The organism is Aliinostoc maniaoense, assembly GCF_058172895.1.
Window position 1 is genome coordinate 1,663,499 of sequence record NZ_CP187952.1, and the last position, 24,184, is coordinate 1,687,682.

At 39.8% G+C, this 24,184-nt stretch carries 18 protein-coding genes and 1 pseudogene; 9 read left to right on the forward strand and 10 right to left on the reverse strand.

Annotated elements, in window-relative coordinates:
• Positions 1-54 precede the first annotated feature (54 nt).
• From ACPZ3T_RS07410 to ACPZ3T_RS07425, 4 genes are all read right to left on the reverse strand, one after another.
• The gene (locus ACPZ3T_RS07410) at positions 55-903 is read right to left on the reverse strand and encodes a transcription factor RcaD (protein ID WP_490274834.1); all 849 of its coding nucleotides are present in this window, start codon (positions 901-903) and stop codon (positions 55-57) included.
• Positions 904-1,040: 137 nt separating this feature from the next.
• Positions 1,041-2,030: a glycosyltransferase family 2 protein gene (locus tag ACPZ3T_RS07415; protein WP_490274836.1), complete on the reverse strand. Its 990-nt coding sequence runs from the start codon at positions 2,028-2,030 to the stop codon at positions 1,041-1,043.
• 35 nt (positions 2,031-2,065) lie between these two features.
• Entirely contained in the window at positions 2,066-2,848 is a 783-nt protein-coding gene (locus ACPZ3T_RS07420; protein WP_490274838.1) for a glycosyltransferase family A protein, read from the reverse strand.
• A 232-nt stretch (positions 2,849-3,080) separates the two neighbouring features.
• A complete protein-coding gene (locus ACPZ3T_RS07425) occupies positions 3,081-4,163 on the reverse strand; it encodes an Npun_R2821/Npun_R2822 family protein (protein ID WP_490274840.1) in 1,083 nt (360 codons plus the stop codon).
• Positions 4,164-4,332: 169 nt separating this feature from the next.
• Between ACPZ3T_RS07425 and ACPZ3T_RS07430 the strand changes: the two genes are divergently transcribed.
• Entirely contained in the window at positions 4,333-5,547 is a 1,215-nt protein-coding gene (locus ACPZ3T_RS07430) for a glycosyltransferase family 4 protein (RefSeq protein ID WP_490274842.1), read from the forward strand.
• 476 nt (positions 5,548-6,023) lie between these two features.
• Here the strand turns inward: ACPZ3T_RS07430 and ACPZ3T_RS07435 are convergent, their stop codons facing one another.
• The 4 genes from ACPZ3T_RS07435 to ACPZ3T_RS07450 form a co-directional block, all read right to left on the reverse strand.
• Entirely contained in the window at positions 6,024-7,682 is a 1,659-nt protein-coding gene (locus ACPZ3T_RS07435) for a N,N-dimethylformamidase beta subunit family domain-containing protein (protein WP_490274844.1), read from the reverse strand.
• Between the two features lie 51 nt (positions 7,683-7,733).
• Positions 7,734-7,907, reverse strand: coding sequence for a hypothetical protein (locus ACPZ3T_RS07440; protein ID WP_490274846.1), 174 nt, complete (start codon positions 7,905-7,907; stop codon positions 7,734-7,736).
• Between the two features lie 222 nt (positions 7,908-8,129).
• Positions 8,130-9,857: a glycosyltransferase family 39 protein gene (locus tag ACPZ3T_RS07445; protein WP_490274848.1), complete on the reverse strand. Its 1,728-nt coding sequence runs from the start codon at positions 9,855-9,857 to the stop codon at positions 8,130-8,132.
• A 166-nt stretch (positions 9,858-10,023) separates the two neighbouring features.
• A complete protein-coding gene (locus ACPZ3T_RS07450) occupies positions 10,024-11,271 on the reverse strand; it encodes a glycosyltransferase (RefSeq protein ID WP_490274850.1) in 1,248 nt (415 codons plus the stop codon).
• Between the two features lie 713 nt (positions 11,272-11,984).
• Here ACPZ3T_RS07450 and cofH point away from each other — a divergent pair.
• The 3 genes from cofH (at position 11,985) to ACPZ3T_RS07465 (ending at position 15,594) form a co-directional block, all read left to right on the forward strand.
• Positions 11,985-13,148, forward strand: a complete 1,164-nt coding sequence (gene cofH / locus ACPZ3T_RS07455) for a 7,8-didemethyl-8-hydroxy-5-deazariboflavin synthase subunit CofH (protein ID WP_490274852.1) — start codon at positions 11,985-11,987, stop codon at positions 13,146-13,148.
• A gap of 134 nt (positions 13,149-13,282) precedes the next feature.
• Positions 13,283-13,684, forward strand: coding sequence for a photosystem II protein Psb27 (gene psb27 / locus ACPZ3T_RS07460; protein ID WP_490274854.1), 402 nt, complete (start codon positions 13,283-13,285; stop codon positions 13,682-13,684).
• 416 nt (positions 13,685-14,100) lie between these two features.
• The gene (locus tag ACPZ3T_RS07465; RefSeq protein WP_490277153.1) at positions 14,101-15,594 is read left to right on the forward strand and encodes a family 10 glycosylhydrolase; all 1,494 of its coding nucleotides are present in this window, start codon (positions 14,101-14,103) and stop codon (positions 15,592-15,594) included.
• Between the two features lie 186 nt (positions 15,595-15,780).
• On the opposite strand, the gene ACPZ3T_RS07470 is transcribed toward ACPZ3T_RS07465, so the two are convergent.
• Positions 15,781-17,424, reverse strand: a complete 1,644-nt coding sequence (locus ACPZ3T_RS07470) for a purple acid phosphatase family protein (protein WP_490274856.1) — start codon at positions 17,422-17,424, stop codon at positions 15,781-15,783.
• Between the two features lie 436 nt (positions 17,425-17,860).
• Here ACPZ3T_RS07470 and ACPZ3T_RS07475 point away from each other — a divergent pair, with 436 nt between their 5' ends.
• The 5 genes and pseudogenes from ACPZ3T_RS07475 to ACPZ3T_RS07495 all read left to right on the forward strand — a co-directional run bounded on the left by ACPZ3T_RS07475 (position 17,861) and on the right by ACPZ3T_RS07495 (position 23,799).
• Entirely contained in the window at positions 17,861-19,144 is a 1,284-nt protein-coding gene (locus tag ACPZ3T_RS07475) for a phenylacetate--CoA ligase family protein (protein ID WP_490274858.1), read from the forward strand.
• A 7-nt stretch (positions 19,145-19,151) separates the two neighbouring features.
• Positions 19,152-19,694 (forward strand): annotated as a pseudogene (locus tag ACPZ3T_RS07480) (IS66 family transposase); the annotation flags it as partial.
• 164 nt (positions 19,695-19,858) lie between these two features.
• On the forward strand, positions 19,859-20,389 hold the full coding sequence (locus ACPZ3T_RS07485) for a methanogen output domain 1-containing protein (protein WP_490274860.1): 531 nt from the start codon (positions 19,859-19,861) through the stop codon (positions 20,387-20,389).
• 98 nt (positions 20,390-20,487) lie between these two features.
• Complete coding sequence (locus ACPZ3T_RS07490) at positions 20,488-21,756, forward strand: hybrid sensor histidine kinase/response regulator (protein WP_490274862.1); 1,269 nt, start codon at positions 20,488-20,490, stop codon at positions 21,754-21,756.
• 150 nt (positions 21,757-21,906) lie between these two features.
• On the forward strand, positions 21,907-23,799 hold the full coding sequence (locus tag ACPZ3T_RS07495) for an ATP-binding protein (RefSeq protein WP_490274864.1): 1,893 nt from the start codon (positions 21,907-21,909) through the stop codon (positions 23,797-23,799).
• Between the two features lie 106 nt (positions 23,800-23,905).
• Here ACPZ3T_RS07495 and ACPZ3T_RS07500 read toward each other — a convergent pair whose 3' ends face one another.
• Positions 23,906-24,175, reverse strand: a complete 270-nt coding sequence (locus ACPZ3T_RS07500) for a tyrosine-type recombinase/integrase (protein WP_490274866.1) — start codon at positions 24,173-24,175, stop codon at positions 23,906-23,908.
• Positions 24,176-24,184: the final 9 nt, after the last annotated feature.

Below are 24,184 nucleotides of genomic sequence, written 5' to 3' on the forward strand. Positions count from 1 at the left end.
TAAATTTTGGTGAGTGAGCAACCTGCAATAAAGTAAAAATTATTAGAATTAGTGTTAACTAACACTGATAAAAAATAACGAACCACCTACATTTTGAGGAATACCAGTATTTAACTGTTCTGCTGTATATGGTGTTGGATCTAACAACGTACTCAGTTCAATTAGATCATTCTTTTGTAGCCTATACAAAGCTTGATCTAATTCATCTCGTGATAATGGAGGTTGCAATTTTTGCCGTAGATGGAAGATAGGTAAATAATTTTCTGTACCCAATTCTTTGTCTAATTTCTCAATTATCTGTAATATTTCTTCATCAGTGATATTGATAATTGCTTCAACTGGTGACTCAACATCAGGGGGAGACAAAGGAGATTCTAGTTCTGGCTTAACGCGCAAAGTCTTGCGTAAAAACCGGAGATAGTTCCCTAAAAGTTCTTGACTAATGAAGGGTTGATAACCTTTATCGGGTGTATAGTCATCGCGGAGAAACTCAACTCCTCTTTCAGTTAGCCACACCTCGGCTTTAGCTTTTTTAAGTTGCAATTCAGTTTCAATCAATCCCCGCTCAGTTAGTGTTTTCAACACTGCATCTCGTTCAGCAGCTTTTAATGAGGTTATTTTGCTGGGTGCGATTTTACTCGCAATTTTACTGATTTTCTCTAGCACCTTCAATTCTTTGTCCGTAATGGGTAACTGTCCTGCTGGGAGTTTCAGTAAGGCTTGACCAGGAGATAAAATCTTGACTGAGGCAATCTCACGGGAATAGTCTACCAGTTCACGATCGCCTAATGCTCGACAAATTTTATCCCTACCTTTCAAACTACCAAAGGTCGCAGTCAGTCCAGTGCGATAATTGGGACATCCCAATAGTTTTAAGAGGAACTTTAATTCATTAGTATCCATGCTAGTAGTTCATAAAGCATTTACAATATGACTACTTTAGCTCAAGGAGAAATCTTTTACAGAAATATTTTACACCTATACATTTCTGATTAGAAAATATATGCAACTAATTTTTATCCATACATTTACACTAGTGATTACACGGAGGCTTTTCGCACTTGCTCAGTATAATCTTTAGGACGAAGTTGGCGAAAAACCTGCAAAGCAAATTTGCGTAAACTCATTGGTAGATAAGATAATATCAAACCAAGCAGGATTCGGCGATCGCTTCCTAAAAACTGAGTTGATTGTTGTAAAAGTTTCCGTCCCTCTACAGAATCTCCCTTTTCAATCAGTCTTAAACCCAAAGCACGCTGGGTAGCTGCTAGTTTTTGTAATCGCAGTTTTTCTAATTCCTCATCAGGGAATTTATAACTACTAATACAGAAAACTTTGGCAGAAAGAAAGTGCAAATTTTGTTTTAAACTTGTTTGCCCGCCATGAAAACGATATTCCATCAAAAATTCTGGCAGAAAATACCCTTGCTTACCAGCGATCGCTAAACGTACTAATAAGTCAAAATCTTCACATCCGTCAGCTTGTGGACGCATATAATCAACTTCCATTAAACAAGCTCGGCGGAATAGTGTTGAACCTACTTGTAAGCTTTGATGTAAAAAGGTTTGCTCTATTAAGTCAGGAATCACTCCTCCTTTGAGTTTATCCTTGCCCCATTTACTAGAATTTTCAAGTGTTGCTGATTCAATTCTTTCATTATTCTGATTAATAATCCAGTGGTTTGTACATACAAAATCTACATTTTCTTCTGCTTCTAAGATTGCCACTGTTTTTGCTAAAAATTCGGGAGTTAAAGCATCATCATCATCAAATTTTATAAAGTAATTACCACAAGCAGCTTCAAAACCAGAGCGCATATTGCGACTACGTCCACCGTTTACAGGCTGTCTAATGTAACGGATTCGTGAATCATTCCACTGACTGACTATTTGAGGTGTGTGATCAGTAGAACCATCATCACAGATAATTAGCTCAAAATCTGTATAAGTTTGAGCTAGTACGCTGTTAACTGCGTAAGGAAGCAAATTTGCTCGGTTGTAAGTTGGAATGCAAACACTAATTTTAACCACAGGACTTGATCTCAAATTTTACAATCTATTAATTATTAATTAAAAACATCGTACAATTTAAACTCACTACGAATCGATTTTGTGATCCATCTGTAGTCTAATAGGGCTTTTGTTCTCATCAGTCTTGATTTCATATTGATTGTTTTATTTTTATCTTCAACTTCCAAGTAATTATTTTGCCCATTTTTTGTATATATAGCACCCGCAAAAGGTAAAGGTTCTAGTGGTGTTCCTCTGTTTGCTAAAGTCGTAGTTATTTGACGATGCCTATAATAGTTAAATATAGATTCTATATATTTAGCTTCAGTAATTTCATCTAAAGTTTCGGGGACATTATACAAATCATATCTAACTATATTACTTGTCCCGCAGTATTGATCGAAGCCTTTTCTCATCAAACGGATAATTTTATTCCCTTCTGTATAGGAATAGCCTTTCTGAATCACCCATCCATTTGCTTGGGGATGCAGATTGACAAACTCGGCCAAATGTTTACTAATGCAATCATCGGCATCCACACACATAATATGTGATGGGCTGAAATTCCTAGCATAACTTAACCCACTGATTAATTTCCGTGTTCTATCTATATTTTTACTACGCCAATCTAAGCTGGGTAATGAAAAATCGCGCTCAATATATATGATATTTTTATGGATAAATTCAAGATTTGGTTTTTCGTTACAAACAACAATCACTCTAAAATTATCTGTTGTCTGATTACAAATTGATTTTGCAGTTCTTTCAAATAATTGACATACTCTTTCCCAAGATTGGCAAATCTGTTTGCTTTTAAGTGGCACTATAAAAACTAGCATTTTATGTTTGTCCTAGAAGATATTGCATCTAGATTTTTATAAGAATATTAACAGTTATCTGAAAATTGATAATTGTTCGCTGTTCGCCAAGCCCAGTTGGGGCGAGGTGTGGGTGTGGGGTGTATAGACAGCCCTAACAAGCTCAAGATAATAGCATTGGTGCGAGTTTCAATCCCCGAATCATGCAGTTTTGCCTACACCCTATACCCTAACTCCTGTTTTTGACTGAACTTTAAGATATACCAACTTTGATTTTATTTGCTACTTTCTGTAAAACTCGATTGCTTTTTGTGAATATACTAGGTGCTTTTAACTGTTTTGGTCTTTTTTCTGGTTCTTTAAGAAAACGATAATGTAGAAATTCATTTCGATAGCGAATATTAACATCTTCGCCTTGGCATAATCGAGCAAAATCCTTAGACGAATAGTTCATGTAGTGAAGACGATAAATAGGTTTTAGTCCTTCTTGGTTATAGAGAACATTATTAATATTTACAAAAGGATCAGCATTGGCACAATTACCTGTTCTATCTTGACCGTTGGCACTGAGTGTAAAGTTAAATAATGAGCGATCGCATCTCAAGGTCATATAGCTAAACAAAAACGCATCTGATAAATACCAATCGCGCAGCCATTGTATTTCATTTTTGTCAATTAACAAATTTTTGAGGAATGCAATTTCCGACTCACCAAAAATACCTTTTTTAGAACCAAAGAAACTTGAACAATGCAGATTAGGACGTACATCTGCTTCCGTATACAAACCTGTTTCTTCTATAAGAGATAAATCTAAAGCTGTATATTCTCTAGGTTTTTTATGTTCCCAATCATCAAATATAAAATCATAATTATTCAGTTCATCTAATAGACGAACTATTGGTTTCATTGCTAAACTATCCCCATCATAAAACACGAATTTTTCAAATTCACCGTCAAAAGCACATAGCTTTCTGAATAAGGGGATGCGATTCCAAGTTTTACTTAATGACTGCCCTTTCTTTACTGCTGGATGCACAGCACAAATGTCATGAGCAAAATTATCCCAGCGTTGAATAGATTCCTGATTTTCAAACAAAGTGACATTTTTTCTAGATTTAATTTCCTGCTTTACCTTATCTAATTGGTCATTGTAAGGAATAATACATACAGGAATATCTTGGCTAACATTCACTTCAATGCTATTTAACAGGGCAACTAATTGGTCAAAGACAGCATCATTGGCAAGGGTGTAAATACCGACGGCTTTCATCTTGCTAAATCCTACTTGACTGATAAAATTACTTATAATGTTAGCATTTTGCCGTGTATTTAACATTAATAGCAACGGTATCACTGTGAATTTACGGTAAAGTTATAAAATGTAAGAAAATATACTTAGTAGGTTAAATGTAAGAAAAGCTTACCAAAATCAATCAAGAATATTAATGATGACATCAGGCTTAGAATGAGGTCATGGTATACATATCATCATTTGATTTATTTGTATGAATATCTTAATGCTATCTGCCACCTTTCCCTATCCACCTACACGGGGGGGAACGCAAGTCAGGACTTTTAATTTACTGAAATATCTCAGTCAAAATCATAGTATTACTTTATTAACTCAACGCGATCGCAATATTACAGAGGCAGAAATCGCAGAATTACAAGACTGTGTAAATCAACTAATGGTGTTTGATCGTCCGCCAGATCCAGGGAAAAATACAGCATTAATCAACAAAATACAGCGATTTAGTCAATTTTTACAACAGGGGACACCCCCCAGCGTCCTGACTCGCTACTCTAGGGAAATGCAGGCATGGATTGATCAGGCGGTAGCAGAGAAAAAATATGATGTGATTACCTCTGAACATAGCGTCAATGAAATATATGTGCGATCGCATTTCCAAAAACATCTCAAAACCATAGTCAATGTTCACAGTTCTGTCTACGGTAGTTGTTTAAATCAGCTGACAAGCGGTGTTTCAGAAAATGTGCTGCGAGATAAAATTAATTTGCCGTTGTTACGCCGCTATGAACAGCAATATTGCTCTAAATTTACAGAAATTGTCGTCACGACAGCAGAAGATAAAATCCAATTGCAGGAATTTGCCCCTAAAACTCCCATAGCAGTCATTCCTAATGGTGTAGATTTAGTCACTTTTCCCTATCGCCATACTGACCCACAGGGACATAAATTAGTATTTATCGGCGCAATGGATAACTTAGCAAACATTGATGCTGTCTGCTTCTTCGCTCATCAAGTCTTGCCAGAAATTCTAAAAGATTATCCTGATACGACTTTTGATATTGTCGGTTCTCATCCTGCACCGGAAGTTTTAGCACTACAAACCCAACCAGGAATTACGGTAACTGGAAGAGTGCCTGCAATGGTAGATTATCTCCACAAAGCCACTGTTTGTGTTGTCTCCATGCGGACAGGTTTTGGGATTAAAAATAAAACCTTGGAAGCTATGGCCGCAGGTGTACCGATAGTAGCGAGCGATCGCGGTTTAGAAGGACTAGCTGTAGATGGTGATAATATACCCTTGGCAGCATTAAGAGCCAATACTCCTCAAGAATATATTGCCGCTATTAAGCAACTATTTGAGCATCCCCAACTACGGGCAGAATTATCTCACAACGGCAGAAAACTAGTAGAATCAGAGTTCACCTGGGAAATTGCAGGTCAACGTTATGAACAGGTTTGTCTTAAGTAAAAGTTTACTCTCATCTTGCACCTGGAAATATGAATGTCAAATCTATGACTACGTACAATAGGAATTATATTTTTAAATTGAAAATCAAATAAAAATGTGTTTTTAGGTAGTTATACCAATTCTCTATGAAGTTGCGCCAAATAAATGATGTAGAGACGTTGCATGCAACGTCTCTACAGTACAGAATAAAGTGCATCTATGGCTACGCCAGGCAAGCTACATCAAGAAACGGTATTAGTAAGAGAAATACCAAGTCCTTGCTAGAAACCCATACTTAAAAGTATGGGTTTCCCTACCTCTTAGAAGTTTGCTATTTATCACTCAATGAGCCTAATAGGGATTTTGAGAAATTGCTTAATTAAGCTAAACCCTCTGTTTGTAATAGTGCCTTACGTAGTTCAGTTACAGCTTCTTCTGTTTCTACTAATCTATTAAGACAAGGGAAAATTTCTCCCCCTGCCCCCTGCCCCCTGCTCCTATTTCCCTATCATCTGATCTAAAATATTGCGTGTAATAGCCTGTGCATCAGGACTTAAAACAGAGGGGCGTAATTTGGGCGCATTATAATCATCTAATCCCCAACTCCACTGTATCGAACCAGTGGCAAAGACCATTGCTCCTGAATCTGCTGTATACATAGTCATATCGGAGTATCTGGTTTTACCCTTATATTTATAAGGTGAATGGGCTAGACGGATTGTGTTTTTGGGGTAATTGCGAAACATTCGATCAACTTCATAGCCTAAAAGTCCTCTGAGTTGCATTTCTTTTGGGCGGGTTTTGCTATTGCTATGCAGTAATGCTGTGTTATTGTCCTGGTCTAATTGTGTCCCAGCTAGTAACCAATTTGGGGCTGTGTTATTAATCACAATATCAGCATTGACTTGAAATGTTTCATACATCACACCTATCAAGGTTTCCTCTGGACGGTTAACAGGTTTAGTCCGCCAACGTGTCGTGACTAGGAAATCATTTGAAGGATCTCGATCTCTGGCAAATGGATCTAAAGGCGCGCTTTCTTTGTAGGAAACAATGGTACGATTCATTTGCTTAGTAATTAGACTAGGCTCAAAACGAATCTGCCAATAACAGGTGTTAGCAGAGAAAAATCCTAAATTTAAACCGTAATCCCTAGCTGTTTCTACATTTTGCCGCATCTGGACTGACCAATATTCATCATGCCCGACGGAAAGAAAGACTTTATGCAGCCATAACATGGGTTTGGTTGTATTGATGTCTAAAAAATTTTCGTGGGTGTCAATATCTGTAATGTAAGTGACATCATAGCCAGAACGTTCTAACCATCTCACCATGTTATATTCCCAACCACCGTTAGAAGTTCTTCTTGGTGGCTGGAAATTAGTTAAAAATTCTCCTGCACCGACTCCGTAGGCTGCGGCTGAATTGGGACTAGCAACATAGGGACGGTTAAAGGAAACTTTTTGTGCTTGTTTACCCTTGCTATTCCAACGGTACAGCGACATACCACCCCAATTGTTGTAGGCTTGATAAGTGGTGACGCTGGATTGAAATAAGATGTCAGAAGGACGACTGTCATCACGCACCACAAAGATAATGTAGCTTTGTTTGCCACTTTTACTAGCAGTTAGTTTTGCTAAGTAAAAACCACTAGCCCATTGTGTCGGGTCTTGAGGATTATACGGGATTTTGAGAGTGTATGGATGTTTCCAATTACATTCAATTAAGCCAGTGGCTTTATCTATAATTGGTCGTGGTTGTTTGACTCCTACTCTGTGAATAGCAGCCGTCATTTGTCTACCACCTGCACCACCATACCAACCCATGCGAAAGATTTCTATGATATAGTTTGGTTCTTTAGTATTGACAAATAACTGAATGCTGTCGCCACGATTCACACTAGTTAGAGAAGCATAACCTTCAATTTCTCGCCTAGTGGCAGGTTTAGTCAACTGCCAAGCTGTAGTGCCAACTTTTTGATTTTCAATGATGATGGGGTTATTTTGCTGATTGAGGTTGGCTAATTCTGCCCCGACGGGCTGCACCCCACTAGAGGCGATCGCATAGGGTTGACTATAAAAGAAGATAATAGCGATACTGAGCAAAAATGGTGATACAGCACTGGTAACAAACTTTAATGGATGTCTAAATAACATTACAGTCTCAGTAATTGTCAGCCATCAAATTTGTACCATGTTTTGATTGTTTCACATAGACCGATGTGTTAATTCGTAATTGGGCATTGGGTATTGGGCATTGGGGAGGCAGTGCGTTGCGGAGGTTTCCTCCGTTGTAGCAACTGCCGTCATTGGGGTAAATATTTCTACCTTGTCTCTCCGTTCGCGTAGCGTCCCGCAGGGAAGTTCTGTTGCCTGCGGCAAGCCCTTCGGGTTCAACAGTTCCCTACGGCGGGAAACCCGCCTACAGGACTGTTTCACCGCAAAGCGTCTACGGAGGAAACCTCCGCACCCTACGGGAAACAAGCTACAGACTTCTCTCCTTGTCTCCCTTTTCTACCTTGTCTCCCTTTTCTACCTTGTCTCCCTTGTCTACCTTGTCTCCCTTGTCTACCTTGTCTCCCTTGTCTACCTTGTCTCCCTTGTCTACCTTGTCTCCCCCTGCCCCCTGCTCCCTGCCCCCTGCCTAAATCGACAGTGATAAATTTTGTACTCGTAACCGTTTATGGCTGGTAAAGACTGAGTATCAGATGCACATTGTTTCACTGCTTCACCTAGGGGAGCATGAAAATTTACCAACCATAAATCAAACGGTTGTGACAATGTGTTTAAGGTCTTTTCTAGGGTAGTAGTAGAAATATTAGGGTTATTCTCTTGATGAGCTAGAAGAAATAAGGGAGAGGGAGAGTCAATATTTTTGATTTTGAACTCTCTGGCTATGCCCATCATTTCACCAATCTGCACATGAGTGATTTGTGTAGTAGCAATGAGAACTCGAACTGGGGATGTTTGCTGAATTAAGTTTACCAATAGGTCGGGGCGATAATATTTTTGATAGCCAAGATTACAAATGACTGTAACTGCACTGACAAAACCCATCAGCCAAATCACTATGACGGCTTTTTTTCCCTGGGAACTACGCCAAGTCACAGCTAGAATTGCTCCCAGTAAAACAATGACAGCCGGGAAATAAACGAAGTTATAACGCGCACCTCTAGTTAAGTCTATACCGAGAAAATAGGTAAAGACAAAAAATAAAGCGATCGCTCCTACCACTACTCCTATTAATACCTGGGTGATAAAGCGGGTGTCTGGTTGCTGTAAGTTGGCTTGCAATCCTCGGACTAAAATTGGTGCTGCCCAAATAATAAACATCAGCATTACCAAGCCAGAAGCTATCACAATCCACAATTGTGGGGCTTCTACTGGTAGCAAATACAGCATTGTCACCCAAGCAGCAAAAGCTTGAAACAATGGACTTAACCAAGCAAATCCCGCACGGGGTTGCTGTATCCATGCGGTTAAGTCTTCACCATAGTTATTCTGTAAAAATATTGGTAGCCAAACTATACCTGCAATGAAACTACCCACTGCAACAGCATAAATCCGCCGCCAAGGGGGAGATAAAAAAACTTTGGCGTTAGTTGGGATGTAGCGCACAGCCAACGCTAATAATACTAAGCCTTCTGTAGCCAGAGTCAGGACAAAGAAATAATGAGTTGCAATTCCCAAAGCATTAGTGATTATCCAGGATAATACTAGGAAAATAGAGATTTTTGTCTGGTTGTGAAGGTGACGAGTAGCGATCGCAAAGCAGGTGAGGGAAGCAATTACCCACAAAATCGCTAAAGTATAGTGGCGGGCTTCTTGGGCTAAAAATATGGCGTATGGTGAGACAGCCATCATTGCTGCCGCTAAATGAGCTACTAAACGGGAACGAAAAGCAATCCAACTAAAGACATAAATTACCGGGATAGATACAGCACCAAAAATTGCTGCTAAGGATCTCGCTCCCCAAAGAGAAACTAAACCCTGTTGTGTGGGAAATAACTGCATCCACAAGTGGGCTAAGGCAAAGTAAATTGGGGGATGATTGGTTTCATGACTGAGGTTTTTCCAAACATCGTAAAGATTGGCATCTGGTTGTGGTTGTAGTGGCTGCAATAGTATATCAGGTGCGATCGCTTGATCTAAAGGTACTCCTAAAAAACTATTGCCTAAACTAAACACTAATGTAGAAAATTCATCAGTCCAAGGAGGCTTGGCAGTCAAGTTGGTTAAACGTAAGCCGAGGCCAATAATTAACCAGATGAGCAACACTAAAGGGTGAAACCAACGAGATGAGATAGTAGAGTCCCAATTATACAAACGCATCTATTCCTTGATAAATGATTTAGAGACGTTGCATGCAACGTCTCTAAAGTACAGAATAAAGTGCATCTATGGCTACGCCAGGCAAGCTACATCAAAAAACGGTATAAGGAATTTCTGCACAAAAGAAGGACTAAAGTCCTTACTACGAACTTAATTATCATAATGACTATTTGACATCTGTGACGCGCCAACTCAGTTTTAAGTTTACCCAGAAATTCCAGACGGTAGCTACAGCGATCGCAATTAGGTTAGCAATATAGCGGTTAGGAATCAAAAAGTTAAATACCAGATTCAATACCAAAACGTTCAACACTAAGCCAGCTAAACAAATGACGTTGAATTTCAAAAATCGCTTCAGTCGTTGATGCCATTCCTGTTGTCTCATGGAAACATCTGCAAATGTCCAAGCATCATTCCACAAAAAGTTATTGAAAATCGCAATTTCCCCAGCAATGATTTTACTGCGAGTCAATGGCAAGGCTAAGGTAGAGGGATCACTAAGTAAATACAGCATTGTCATATCAACAAATACTCCACTCAACCCCACCAAGCCAAACCGCAAAAATCTACCTATGGGGAACTTTTCTACACTCCGACTCAGATGTCGTAATTTTCCTGTAGTGACTCGCAACCGGATTAAATGGTGAATGTATTCTACATATTGCTTCCATGTAACTTTACTTTCACCTTCTTTGCGCTCACAAAATACATAACCTACTTCGGCAATAGTTTTAACATTACCCCTGCCAATGACTTCTAAGAGAATTTTGTAGCCTACAGGGTTGAGTGTTGCCCCTGCTATACTGCTACGTCTTACCATAAAATAGCCACTCATGGGGTCTGAAACTCTTCCCAAGACTCCCGGTAGCAAAATTAACCCTAAAACTTGTGCGCCACGGGATAAAAAACGTCTCACAGCACTCCAACTACTGACACCACCGCCATCTACATGACGGCTGGCTACTGCCATATCTGCTCCTTGGGCAATTTGAGACAATAATTGTGTTAAAACCTCTGGTGGATGCTGCAAGTCTCCATCAATTACACCTAATACTCTACCTCTAGCAACTTGCCACCCACGAATTACTGCTGAAGATAACCCCCGTTCCCCTTGTCGCCGCATGACTCGCAACTGTTCATACTCAGTGGTTAAAGATTGCGCTACTTCCCAAGTTAAATCAGGACTATCATCATCTACAATGATTAACTCATAGTCTTCTGGAATGTACTCATCCAAAATTTGAGTCAAAATTTTGACAACATTTTGAATATTGTCCCGTTCTTTGTAAGTGGGAATGACCAAAGAAAAGTAAACTTCTTGCTCAATTGTCGCTACATTAGTAGGCGGTAGGTCAAAAATTTGCAAGGGGCCAGTGGGAACTGCTAATAATGCGCTGGATGAGTTGACATTCATAGACTAGATTACAAATCACAAGATAGAGTTTACCAGGGGGCAGGGGGCAAGGGGCAGGGGGCAGAGAGCAATGCGGTCTTGGGCTTTGCCCAAGTGGAGCAATTGCGGAGGGGCAGGGGGCAGGGGGAAGATTGACAATGAGAGAATTTATTTTCTGGAAGTCTCTAGATACAGACATAGTACATCTATAAAAGTGTTTGTTAGGCACTTTTTTTACTAGTAGAAACTCGTAAATAGATAACTTTTGTTGTACCAAAATTGTCGGCTATCTCAATTTTATATTCTTAACAGTGTAACTATTGCGATCGCTACTCAAGCTATCTCCCTACTGGGAAGCAGTTTACACAACAACAAGCTTCTTTAAATTATTAACTACTAAACCTGGATTAATCAATAGATTTACTTATGAAGTATTCTCATTATCATACTGGTAATATCCCTGGTGAAGTGTAATGATTGTGTTAAGTGTTTACTCTGTATTTATAAAGAATTAGCATAATATAGCACCTTTGAAGTAAGTGAGGTACACCATGAGTCATAAGTAATGAGTAATGAGTAATAAGTAAATTTCTTACTCATGATTAATTACTCATTCCTTTTTGGAATCAGTTGCTGTACCTCATCAACATCGCATCTGCTGTAAATAAGCTCTGATAGTTGTAAATTTGATAGTATAAATTTAGATTTTTGTAGTTAATTGCTATTAATTAATTGTGAATAAAAATCCTACTGATGATATTATCAACCGCGCTCTTTTAGGGTATGATTTATCTCCATCTGAGGGGGTATTGTTGTTAACACAAACTGACCCGGAAGCGATCGCGGCTATCTGTGCTACGGCTGACAAACTCCGCCAGCAGCAAGTGGGGGATACGGTTACTTACGTAATTAACCGCAATATTAACTTTACTAATATTTGTGAGCAACATTGTAGTTTTTGTGCTTTCCGGCGAGATGCGGGAGATCAAGGTGCTTACTGGTTAGATTGGCAAGAGATTCTAGCAAAATCTCAAGATGCGGTGGAGCGTGGTGCAACAGAAATTTGTATGCAGGGAGGATTAAACCCCGAAGCGCAAATTGACGGTAAATGTTTGCCTTATTACTTGAAGTTAATTGCAACTATCAAGCAAGCGTTTCCCCAAATTCATCTCCATGCTTTTTCTCCCCAAGAGGTGCAGTTTATTGCCAGAGTTGATGGCTTGACCTATGCTGAAGTGATTCAGGCGTTGCAAGATGCTGGTGTGGGTTCAATGCCGGGAACAGCCGCCGAAATTTTAGATGATCAGGTGCGGCGTGTCCTATGTCCAGAAAAAATTGATACAGCTACTTGGCTAGAAATTGTCAGCACAGCCCACCAATTAGGGTTAAATACGACTAGTACCATGTTATCAGGGCATATTGAAACCCCGTCCCAACAAATTGAACATCTGGAAAAATTGCGATCGCTCCAAAAAATAGCCATAGATCAGCAATATCCTGCTAGAATCACAGAGTTTATTCTGTTACCTTTTGTTGGTCAAGAAGCCCCCAAATCCTTACACCGTCGCGTCGGACGTGACCAACCAGTATTAGCCGATGCTTTACTATTAATGGCGGTAGCACGGATTTACTTAGGTAATTGGATTCCTAACCATCAACCGAGTTGGGTAAAACTGGGACTAGCAGGTGCTATAGAGGCTTTAAATGGGGGTTGCAACGATATTGGCGGCACATTAATGGAAGAACATATTAGTACTATGGCAGGTGCGATTGGTGGTACTTGTATGGATGTGAAAACTTTACAAAATGCGATCGCTTCCTTGGGTAGACCTTACCAACAAAGAGATACACTCTATCAAAAGATAGATATTACCAGCAAACTTGCTAGTAGAAAATAACTCTTGAGTTTTGATGTTCTTTACTCAAAATTCCTCACTGGCTCAAGGCTGCGCTATCGCTCACAGCACTCACTTGATCCCCAAGATACCAATCCAAGATACGATGGACGTTGATTTACGTATCGTTTTACATAATGCTTATGAAACGCTATTGGTCGCGTCTGCTTGCCCTCGTATTGGTTGTTGCCATTGGCTTAGTAGGCTGTGGTAGTCCAGATAGTTTAACAGGAGATTACCGCCAAGATACCTTGGCTGTAGTCAATACCTTAAAACAAGCCTTAGAAGTATCCCCAGATTCCCCAGAAAGAGCAGCAATTCAAGCTGAAGCTCGGCAAAAAATTAACGATTTTTCTGCGCGTTATCAACGGGTGAACTCTGTTGCCGGTTTGAGTTCCTTCACAACTATGCGAACAGCTCTTAACTCTTTGGCTGGACACTACAGTTCTTACCCTAACAGACCAGTACCAGAAAAACTCAAAAATCGTTTAGAACAAGAATTTCAGCAGGTAGAAGCGGCACTCCGCCGAGGTGCTTAATTTTCCCTCTGTTCTATGCTCAAAGTCAAGAGTCTTATATTTACAGGCTCTTGACAAAATAATTACTAATTTGTAATTCGTAATTCGTAATTCGTAATTCCTTACAGGAAGCAAGCTACGTAACGATGCTCCCCCCCGCTACGCTCTAAGCGCAGCTATGCCGCAGGCTTTACGTAATTAAGGGTAAAAGCCCGTTAACTGTTAAAATTTAACCATTAATAATAAATACCCCGTTAGTGGGATGTTGTTGTTTAAGCAATTTTTATAACTTGACAACATGAAGTATTTAATAACGCAAACATCGGGTTGAGGATTTCATCTCCAAAACCCTCATTTTTAACATATAACATTTAATACACCTTCACCTGAGTATTTGCAATCGGGTGGATGATTGGTGTGTAATGTTTTTATCCAGTATGTCTAACCATCCCAGGCAGCGTGTGAGAGTGAAATTACATTGGCAAAACTTATTTACTGCTATTTTTGGTAGTATTGTGTTAATTCCTGGCTTGAGGGTTGAACCAGCACAAGCACAGGTGACAGAATACTGTCGGATATCATCAGCCGCTATCAAAACCAAGGAAAATCTACGCCTATTAGCCCTCAAAGGTAATAAAGATGCTAATAGACGCTATCAGCAATTAATTCAAAAACACGCCAAAGAAGTACAGCAATGTCGTAACCGGACTTGGCCGAAAGTCCAAGCTGTTTGGATACGGTTATATCCGTGTGATCTGAAGCCAGGGGCGATAGATCAGATTATGGATAGGATAATTAATGATGGTTATAACCAAGTTTATCTAGAAGCATTTTATGATGGGCGGGTCTTGTTACCGGCAGCGAATAACCCGACAGTTTGGCCTTCAGTCATTCGCACTCCTGGAGCAGAGAAAGTTGACTTACTGGCCACAGCAATAAAAAAGGGCAAGCAACGGGGTTTAAAAGTGTATACTTGGTTGTATACTGCGAACTTTGGCTATAGTTATGCACTGCGGCAAGATAGAGCAGCTGCGATCGCGCGTAATGGTAAAGGTCAAACTAGCTTATACGTTGTCAATGATAGCAATCAAGTATTTATCGACCCCTACAACGAACAAGCCAAACGCGACTACTACCGCTTAGTACAAGAAATTTTACGTCGTCGTCCTGATGGTATCTTATTTGACTACATCCGTTATCCCCGTCAAGGTGGTAGTAATTCCATAGCCACCAAAGTCACAGATTTATGGTTATTTACTCAAGCTACCCAAGAGGCTTTATTTCGTCGCGCCCAAAATAACAAAGGATTAGAGTTAATTCGGCGATTTTTAAGTAAAGGATACGTCACAGCTGGGGATATTAGCGAAGTTGATCAACTCTATCCCCAAGAAAATGAACCTTTATGGCAAGGACGTACACCACCTACAAAAGAAAAATCTCTCCTGTCTGCTAACGAGAGACAGCCGCTCCTACAATCAGAATTATGGTTGTTAGCTGTAGCCCATGCCATGCAAGGTATTATCGATTTTGTTACCTTAGCTAGTCACCCAGCTAAACAACTTGGTATTCCCTCCGGTGTGGTATTTTTCCCAGAAGGCAATCAAACAGTAGGACAAGGATATGATTCCCGGTTGCAACCTTGGGATCAGTTTCCTAATTCCTTGCAGTGGCATCCCATGTCCTATGCAACTTGTGGTAACGTTAGCTGTATTGTGGAACAGGTGCAACGGGTGTTGAGTTTTGCCCAGCCAGGTACAAAAATTATTCCAGCTTTAGCAGGGAAATGGGGAGAAGCGGTGAGTAATCGTCCCTCCTTAGAAGCACAAATGCAAGCATTACAGAAATTTGCCCCAAAATTGCAAGGAGTGAGCCATTTTGCTTATTCTTGGCAGTATCCTGAAGATGATAGCGATCGCAAATTCTGCCGTTAGTAGATGTGAACAATACGAGGAGGGTGAGTAAGAAGTAATGAGTAATGAGTAATGAGTAATATAGCCTTTCTTACTCTGCTGAAGTACAAATCTCTGCGTACCTCTGCGCTTTACTTTGCGCCCCTTTGCGTTTCAAAATATGATCTGTACCTCACTTAACTGGGAATTGCTATAAGTAAGAAGTAACTATTGCAATTGAAATTCATCAAACTTGACGACTTCTGAATCTGGTTTGCGGGTATCAAAACGATAGCTACTAACTTTACCTGCTGCCGTTTCAAATATACTAAAAACTGTAATATCATTACTAGCAACATAGGGCAGAGCTTCACTATCTTCACCCACCAAAGCATTAATTGTAGGTAAGACCGGTTCTAAACCATTCGGGTCGCCTGTGGCGGTATAATCTTCTTGATAACCAAAGGGTACTTGTCGCTTGTTATTACCCCAAGCCGCACCATAGGAGTTACCAACATTTGATGTTTCTAAAAAGTGCATTCCTTGAGGATTAACGAAGCGATTCCATAAATGGGAATGTCCATAAAAAACTAGTTGCACTTGAGCCGCTTCTAGTAAAGGCATGACATCGCGTATTATATAATCTGAGGATTTGGGATACTCATAACGCACGGCTGTAATTTGTCCTTCCCTGTCCCGTTCGATAATTTGTACAGGGTTGGTGTAGGGGGGTACAATATTATCACCCAAAGTATGGGGCGGGTGGTGAAACATGACAACTTTGTATTTTGCTTGTTGAAATTCGGGGCTATTGAGTTCTTTGGCTAACCAATTATATTGCTGACTACCTTGATGAATTGGCTCATAAATTAGCTGTCCATAACCCCAATTTTCGGGCTGATGTAAATCTTTTTCTACTTCTTTATATCTCCCTTTATAGGATGCTTCTAAATTAGGAGTCCGCCACATATTAGTAATGTACAGTACTACCAAACGGACATCACCAAAAGTCACTGCATAATATTTTTTACCTCCTTCTTCGCTTTGGGGTAAAGTCAAAATTTCTTCATAGGTGTAGGTATTAAATGAGTGATCAATTAAAGATTTACCACTATATAATCTTTGGGCAACATCGCGGGGAATTGTATCATTAAATTCAGCATCTAAGTTATCGGTTCTACCTAATCTACCCATGACTTCATGATTACCAATACAAGTATACATGGGGGCGTACTGAATGATTTTACCGCCAGTGTAAGTTGTCTTTGTGCCATTGTGTTCCATTTCATAATGAGCGCGACCTTGCAAACCAGGAAAAAACGCATTTCCCCGGTTATCATCAAACCATTCTGAGGCGCGGTCTGGAACGTTAACTAAATCACCAGCGAACCATACAGCATCTACTTGTCCTACAGTTTCCACAACTTTTTGCAGATTTGCTGGGGTCATGGGTTTAAGTTGGTGGTCTGAGGTGAGGAGAATTTTTAGGGGTGTGTTTGGTTCGGGGGTGGGTGCAAGGGTAAACACATCGCTGCTGATACTTTGTTTATCTTCTCTGATACTGGTGACACGATAGTTAACCCGCACCCCAGGAGTTAACCCAGTCACCTCGGCTTCATGTCGCCAGATGTCACGCTTGAGGGGTTGTTGATAAACTTGTCCTGTTTGGGTTTGGTTAGCGACGCGTGAGTTTTGGTCTTCCCGTGTGCGGCTAAGTTTGGTGGTAGCGGCTGGGGTAGTGTGCTGTAAATTGTCCCCATAGGTGACTGTATGTTGATTACCAGCAAACTCAGTAAACCAGACTACTTTGACTGAATTGGCTGTTGGTAGTTGTAAAAATGGGTCTGTCAGTAGTTGTGGTGGGGAAGTCATAGTTGTTTGGCTAAATGAACGCGCAGTTATGAGGGTAAGGCAGAGAAAAAATAGGATTATAGACGTTAGCAGTTTCATTCTTAACCTTACTGGTGCGATCGCTCTTATGATAATTCTTAATTCGTAATTACGAAAGTTTTGCCAATTTTTAGTTTTAAATATTACTTTAACGCTGTTATTAATACGGATACAGACAGATAATGGAATCCAGAGGCTTTTTGACCTGAGATATAGAGATGATTACATTTGAATCTCAAAACATGACAGATTAGCCAACATTAAAAAAAACAGTGAAATATTTCCTTAATTGTCTTAACTGTCCTTGTCTTTTTACTTACAAAAATGATATTCAAAGTTTCACTGTTTAAAATATTTTCTAAGGAAAATGAATAAATTAGCTCTTGAACCATACATCTGGAATCGCAAGTATGAATCCATGCCACGCGAAGAATTATATGTGGTACAAAAAAACCGACTAATAAGATGTGTAGAAAGAGCTTATGAACACATACCCTTTTACAAACAAAAGCTTGATGCTGTTGGCGTACATCCTAGTCATATTCAGTCTGTAGAAAATATTTCCTTGCTTCCTTTTACCACCAAAGCTGATTTACGCAACGAGTACCCATTTGGAATGTTTGCAGTTCAAATGGATTCAATTATCCGACTTCATGCCTCTTCTGGGACTACTGGTAAACCTACAGTTGTTGGTTATACTCATAACGATTTAAACTTATGGTCAGAACTAACGGCACGAGCATTAGCAGCTAGTGGTGCAAAACCAGGGATTATCGTCCAGAACACTTACGGTTACAGTCTTGCCACTGGTGGGCTTGGCTTTCATTACGGTATTGAACGCATTGGTGCTACAGTAGTTCCTGCTTCTGGCTCTTCACCTCAACGGAATTTAACACTTTTACAAGATTTTAGCAGTGGCATTATATTGAGTACTCCTAGCTACATCTATACTATAAGTGAAGTAGCCGAAAAAGAAGGTATTGATTTACGTTCATTGTCTATTTCTGCGGGGATTTTTGGTGCTGAATCATGGAGTGAAGGTTTACGAGATGACATTGAAAAACGTTGGAATATAGTAGCCTATAATACTTATGGATTAAGTGAAGTGATTGGGCCAGGAGTAGCTCACGAGTGTCCTCATCGAGTTGGTCTGCATATTTATGAAGATCACTTTATTCCAGAAATTATTAACCCAGAAACAGGGGAACAAATGAAAGAAGGAATATATGGGGAGCTTGTATTAACAACTATTACTAAAGAGGCTACACCCCTAATTCGCTACCGAACTGGTGATATTACACGGCTATTTCATGAACCTTGCGCTTGTGGTCGAACTCTCATAAGAATGGATCGTGTTAAGGGTCGTATTAATGACCTAATTAGAATAAAAGATAAAACTTTCTTTCCTGCGAAAATTGAGGACGTTTTATTGAGATTACCTGGTATCATACCTCAGTACCAGATTGTGATTGACGATCATATCAATTTAATTGATGACATTGAAATTTGGGTTGAAGTTTCTGATTCAATTTGGCAAGAACAAACTTTACTTATTGAGCTAGAGCAGCAATTAATATTCAACTTTGAACATCATTTAGGGATAACTGCTAAAGTCAAGTTGATGCCACCACAAAGCTTACCTCGTAGTGAAGGAAAAGCAAAACGTTTAGTTAGGAGAAGTCAAGTTAATACAGGATCTTAAAGCATAAAGTGTAGCCCAGCAGAAGTGTTTAGCACATCTACGCCGTCACTTCAAAAAATTAATTCAACTTCCTGGCCTTCACAACCAAGCCATTGGTGCAACGTTTGTTGATTTAATTGATGAAGCTTTTAGGCATTACGCCATCTGGTTTGAGACTCTTGACTGCGCTAGTTACAATGATTGGGTCAATCAATTCAAATCTAAGTTGCACTCCTCACTCAATGAGTGGATTGATTTAGCAGGGGCTACCGCAGGCCAGGTTTTACGCTCTTTGCGAGATAAAGCTCATCAATGGTGGTATTTCCTTGATCATCCTGAAGTCCCTCCTGATAACAATCAGGCTGAACGCTCGCTGCGTTTAGCTGTGACAAAACGCAAGGTTAGTGGTGGTTCCCGTTCAATGGAGCGGTTTCAACATACTGCCAATTTGTTGACGGTGGTGCAGACTTGTCGCCGTCAAGGTCAGTCTGTAGTTGATTTTTTTGCACAAGCTCTAATTGCTGACTCTAATGATAGTCTGTCTCGTCCTTCTTTGCTTCCCCAATATTAGACCTGAATCCTTACGTTGATGTGAGTTTTGCAGCTAGAAAGGGAAAACTAAACTTAGTTGAATGTCAATAGCTCTTAAGAAATAAATTTTGAGGCTTCGCTGACTTTCCTTTCACCAAGTGCTATTGATTAGCTTCTATGTAGATTTTCAGGAACTCCATCATCATGCAAACATCTTCGCTTGACCATCAAGTACAGTCTTTAGAATTACCAATTGAACGCGATCAATTTCTCTGCACTATCATTCGAGAATTGGCAGGAACTTTACAAGATGTTGTTGGTATTAAAGAGGCAGCAGGATTTTTGAATGTAGTCGGCTATCGAACAGGACAACACGTTAATCAGATATATCATAACGGTTTGCAACTATCTAATCTTTCGGGTGAGCAGGTAACTGCTGTCCTTGTAGATTGGAAACGCTGGATTCAAGGTGACTTTTACGTAATTGAAGAAAGTGATGAAAAGATAGTTTTAGGCAATCGCAAATGTCCCTTTGCCGAGCAGGTAGAAGGGCGCGAAGCGATGTGTGTCATGACATCTAATATTTTTGGTGCGATCGCAGCAGATAATCTCGGCTATGCCAGAGTTGAGTTAAAAGACACAATCGCTAGAGGCGCAAAGGAATGCATAGTTGTGTCCCTAGTTCCTGGCTTCCCAATCCCAAGCAGATATATAGAACTCATATTTGCTTTCTAAAAAAAAGTAAGTACACTCCTAATTCTTCTTATTTGTTCCCTGTTTTCTGTTTTCTCCCTACAAAAATAATTTGATGAATCGAAACGGATTCCTATAGTATGACAACAACTTCAGAAACTGGATTGATTTTGATTGTTGATGACAACCCAACAAACTTATCCGTTCTTTCTGCGGCTTTGAGCAGTGCTGGTTTTAAATTCCGAGTAGCAGTTAATGGAGAAAGTGCGATCGCACAAGTCGAACGCAACCCTCCAGAGTTAATTTTACTAGATGTGCAAATGCCAGGAATTGACGGATTTGAAACCTGTCGTCGCCTGAAAGCAAATCCGGATAGTCAAAATATTCCGATAATTTTTACCACGGCTTTAGGACATATAGATAGCAAAAATAAAGGATTTTCTCTAGGTGCCGTCGATTATATACCTAAACCGTTTTCCCAAGAGGAAGTTATCGCTAGAGTGCGCGTACATTTACAACTGAAACGGTTGACCGAATCATTAGAACAGCAACTTAGCGATCGCACTATTGCTTTACAACAAGCTCAGATTCAATTAGTGCAGCAAGAAAAACTGTCAACACTCGGAGAGTTAATCGCCGGAGTTGCTCACGAAATTAATAATCCGATTAGCTTTATCTCCAGTAATATTAAACATTTAGAAGAACACATTGCCTCTATTACCGAAATTCTGCGACTTTATCAACAAGAATATCTCCATCCCTCAGATCAAATTACAGATGCCAGCGAGGAATTGGATATAGAATTTGCCCTACAAGATATAGTGAAAATTATCGACTCATTCAAGTTAGGTACAGATAGACTGACAAATCTATCTCTCTCACTCCGCAACTTCTCCCGTGCAGATGTTGACACTAAACAACCTGTAGATTTACACCAAGGGCTTGATAGTACGTTGCTGATTTTACAACATCGCCTGAAAAGTTTAGGCGATCGCCCTCGCATCGAAGTTGCCAAATCTTATGGCCAGTTACCAGAGGTTAATTGTTATCCAGGGCAAATCAACCAAGTGTTCATGAATATTCTGGCCAATGCCATTGATGCCCTTGATGAAGCCATGATTCATGGCAAAATGAACGCTTCTATCCCCCAAATCCAAATTACAACAGAGTTAGATGCTCAAAATTGCGTCATCATTCGGATTGCTGATAATGGCATGGGTATCCCTGACTTAATTCAAGAGCGATTATTTGAACCTCTATTTACGACCAAGCCTGTCGGTAAAGGCACTGGACTGGGTTTATCAATCGCCCATCAAATTATTGTAGAAAAACACAATGGCACATTAGCAGTAAATTCTCAGCCTGGTCAGGGAACTGAATTTACTATCAAAATTCCTAGCAAGGAGTAGGGATTGGGGATTGGTAATAGTCATTTCCCCTTCCCCATCTGCCTCATCCTTTCAAGGGTAAGTTTTTCAGAATCTCAAAAATAGTTGGGAAAATTCTCAATCTGTACTTTGAGATGGTAATCATATAAGGCCAAATCAGTGATTCATCCAATGATGTTGACATTATTTAAAGACTTCTATTTAATCGGTTTCATTCCCCACGGACATTGTTATCTCTGGCAAACAGGGTTAGTATGGCTCAACATCATAGGGGATGCAACAATCGCCATATCCTATTATTCAATTCCTTGTCTACTGGTTTACTTTATTTTCCAACGCAAAGATGTTCCTTTCAACGGAGTTTTTCTGTTATTTGGTGCTTTTATTATTGCCTGTGGTACAGGACACCTAATGGAAATTTGGACATTATGGTATCCAGACTATTGGATTGCAGCCGGACTGAAAGCCTTCACAGCTTTAATTTCCATATACACAGCATTTGCATTAGTTTATCTCATTCCCCTAGCTTTAAAACTACCCAGTCCTGCACAGTTAGAAGCTGCTAATCAAGCGCTAAAAAGTGAAATTGTAGAGCGTAAGCGAATAGAACAGGAGTTACGTATAGCAGAAGAAATTGCTACCAACTCTAACCAAGCTAAAAGCGAATTTCTGGCTAATATGAGCCACGAACTACGGACACCCCTCAATGGCATTCTGGGTTATACACAAATTCTACAACGCACAGAATCCCTCACCGAAAAAGGACACAAAGGTGTAGATATTATTCAGCAGTGTGGTTCCCATTTGTTGAGTCTAATTAATGATGTACTGGATCTTGCCAAGATTGAAGCAAGAAAGCTGGAACTGAACCCGATTGATTTCTACTTTCCGGCATTTATTGACAGCGTGACAGAAATTTGTCGTATCCGCGCAGAACAGAAAGGTATTGGGTTTTATGTGCAACTATCAGCAGATTTACCTGTCGGAATTCGTGCTGATGACAAACGTTTACGTCAAGTTTTGATCAACCTACTTGGTAACGCTATTAAGTTTACAGAAAAAGGTAGTGTCAATTTCAAAATTGAAGTTAAAGCTACTCAAGAAGAATTTCAGAAATTACCAATTCACAAAATTAGATTTGAGGTAACGGATACTGGAGTTGGGATGAACCCTGAGCAACTACAAAAAATCTTTTTACCTTTTGAACAAGTAGGAGAACAGAAACGCCAGATTGAAGGTACAGGGTTAGGACTGGCAATTACCCACAAAATTATTACATTGATGGGTAGTCAAATAGAAGTGAAAAGTAAGTTTGGTCAAGGTAGCAGTTTCTGGTTTGAGCTAGAACTACCAGAAGCTAAAGATTGGGCAAAAGCTTCGAGAGCAATTCCTCAGGGAACTGTTGTTGGTTATGAAGGGAAAAAGCGAAAGATTTTAGTAGTGGATGACAGATGGCAAAACCGCTTGGTAGTAACCAATTTACTAGAACCAATTGGATTTGTAGTCATAGAAGCTAGTAACGGTAAGGAAGCTCTATCACAATTAAACAGTCATCAACCAGACTTAATTATTACTGATTTAATGATGCCTTTAATTAATGGATTTGAATTCATTAATCAGTTACGTCATTCTTACCAGTTCGAGAAGACACCTGTTATTGCCTCTTCAGCTAGTGTTTTTGAAACCGATCAATATAGAAGCATAGATGCAGGTGCAAATGCATTTTTACCAAAACCTGTAGATGCTGAAATGTTGCTAGAAGTACTGCGAAAATATTTGCTATTGCAATGGATATATGATGATAAAGCTAAGAAAAATAATGTATATCATGCTGCAAATACAGATAATCAAGAAAATATAACTCCTCCTACTATTGAAGTTTTACAACAGTTAATGGAACTAGTAAAAGATGGCGATATTGAAGGAATTTTAGAGATAGCGCAGCAAATTTCTATATTCGATGAGAAACTAAATAAATTTGCTGGGCAAATTACTCACTTCGCTAGTAATTTCCAAATCCAACTTTTGGAAGAATTTGTACAACAATATCTACCTATAAATTGAAAATGGGCATGGGGCAATTCGCCCCAAACTTACACATCACTTGTGTACAACTTATGGAGAGCGATTTTTTTCGGGGGAGATGGGCAACAAGCAGGGGACTGAAAAATCAATCATCCCAAAGACCTTGAAACTTGGTAGACGCAAGTTCGGTGTAACGAACAGTATGCTGAATATTTTTATGCCCCAAATAACTCTGAATTGTTCGGGTATCAATGCCTCGATTAGCCAAATAATAACCCGTTCCATGCCGTAGCATATGAGCATGAACAGGAAAAGGTAAACCGGCCAACTCACCAGCCCGCTCAACAATGCCGGCGATCGTATCATGTGCCAACGGGCCACGTCGAGAAGACTGGAAAATGTAGGGACTTCCCACGGGCCACCA

Bases quoted from the DNA above. Each gene is read 5' to 3' on its own strand.
- ACPZ3T_RS07410 (WP_490274834.1), bottom strand. From the start codon at position 903: ATGGATACTAATGAATTAAAGTTCCTCTTAAAACTATTGGGATGTCCC.
- ACPZ3T_RS07420 (WP_490274838.1), bottom strand. From the start codon at position 2,848: ATGCTAGTTTTTATAGTGCCACTTAAAAGCAAACAGATTTGCCAATCT.
- ACPZ3T_RS07425 (WP_490274840.1), bottom strand. From the start codon at position 4,163: ATGTTAAATACACGGCAAAATGCTAACATTATAAGTAATTTTATCAGT.
- ACPZ3T_RS07430 (WP_490274842.1), top strand. From the start codon at position 4,333: ATGAATATCTTAATGCTATCTGCCACCTTTCCCTATCCACCTACACGG.
- ACPZ3T_RS07435 (WP_490274844.1), bottom strand. From the start codon at position 7,682: ATGTTATTTAGACATCCATTAAAGTTTGTTACCAGTGCTGTATCACCA.
- ACPZ3T_RS07445 (WP_490274848.1), bottom strand. From the start codon at position 9,857: ATGCGTTTGTATAATTGGGACTCTACTATCTCATCTCGTTGGTTTCAC.
- ACPZ3T_RS07450 (WP_490274850.1), bottom strand. From the start codon at position 11,271: ATGAATGTCAACTCATCCAGCGCATTATTAGCAGTTCCCACTGGCCCC.
- psb27 (WP_490274854.1), top strand. From the start codon at position 13,283: ATGCTTATGAAACGCTATTGGTCGCGTCTGCTTGCCCTCGTATTGGTT.
- ACPZ3T_RS07465 (WP_490277153.1), top strand. From the start codon at position 14,101: ATGTCTAACCATCCCAGGCAGCGTGTGAGAGTGAAATTACATTGGCAA.
- ACPZ3T_RS07470 (WP_490274856.1), bottom strand. From the start codon at position 17,424: ATGACTTCCCCACCACAACTACTGACAGACCCATTTTTACAACTACCA.
- ACPZ3T_RS07475 (WP_490274858.1), top strand. From the start codon at position 17,861: ATGCCACGCGAAGAATTATATGTGGTACAAAAAAACCGACTAATAAGA.
- ACPZ3T_RS07485 (WP_490274860.1), top strand. From the start codon at position 19,859: ATGCAAACATCTTCGCTTGACCATCAAGTACAGTCTTTAGAATTACCA.
- ACPZ3T_RS07490 (WP_490274862.1), top strand. From the start codon at position 20,488: ATGACAACAACTTCAGAAACTGGATTGATTTTGATTGTTGATGACAAC.
- ACPZ3T_RS07495 (WP_490274864.1), top strand. From the start codon at position 21,907: ATGATGTTGACATTATTTAAAGACTTCTATTTAATCGGTTTCATTCCC.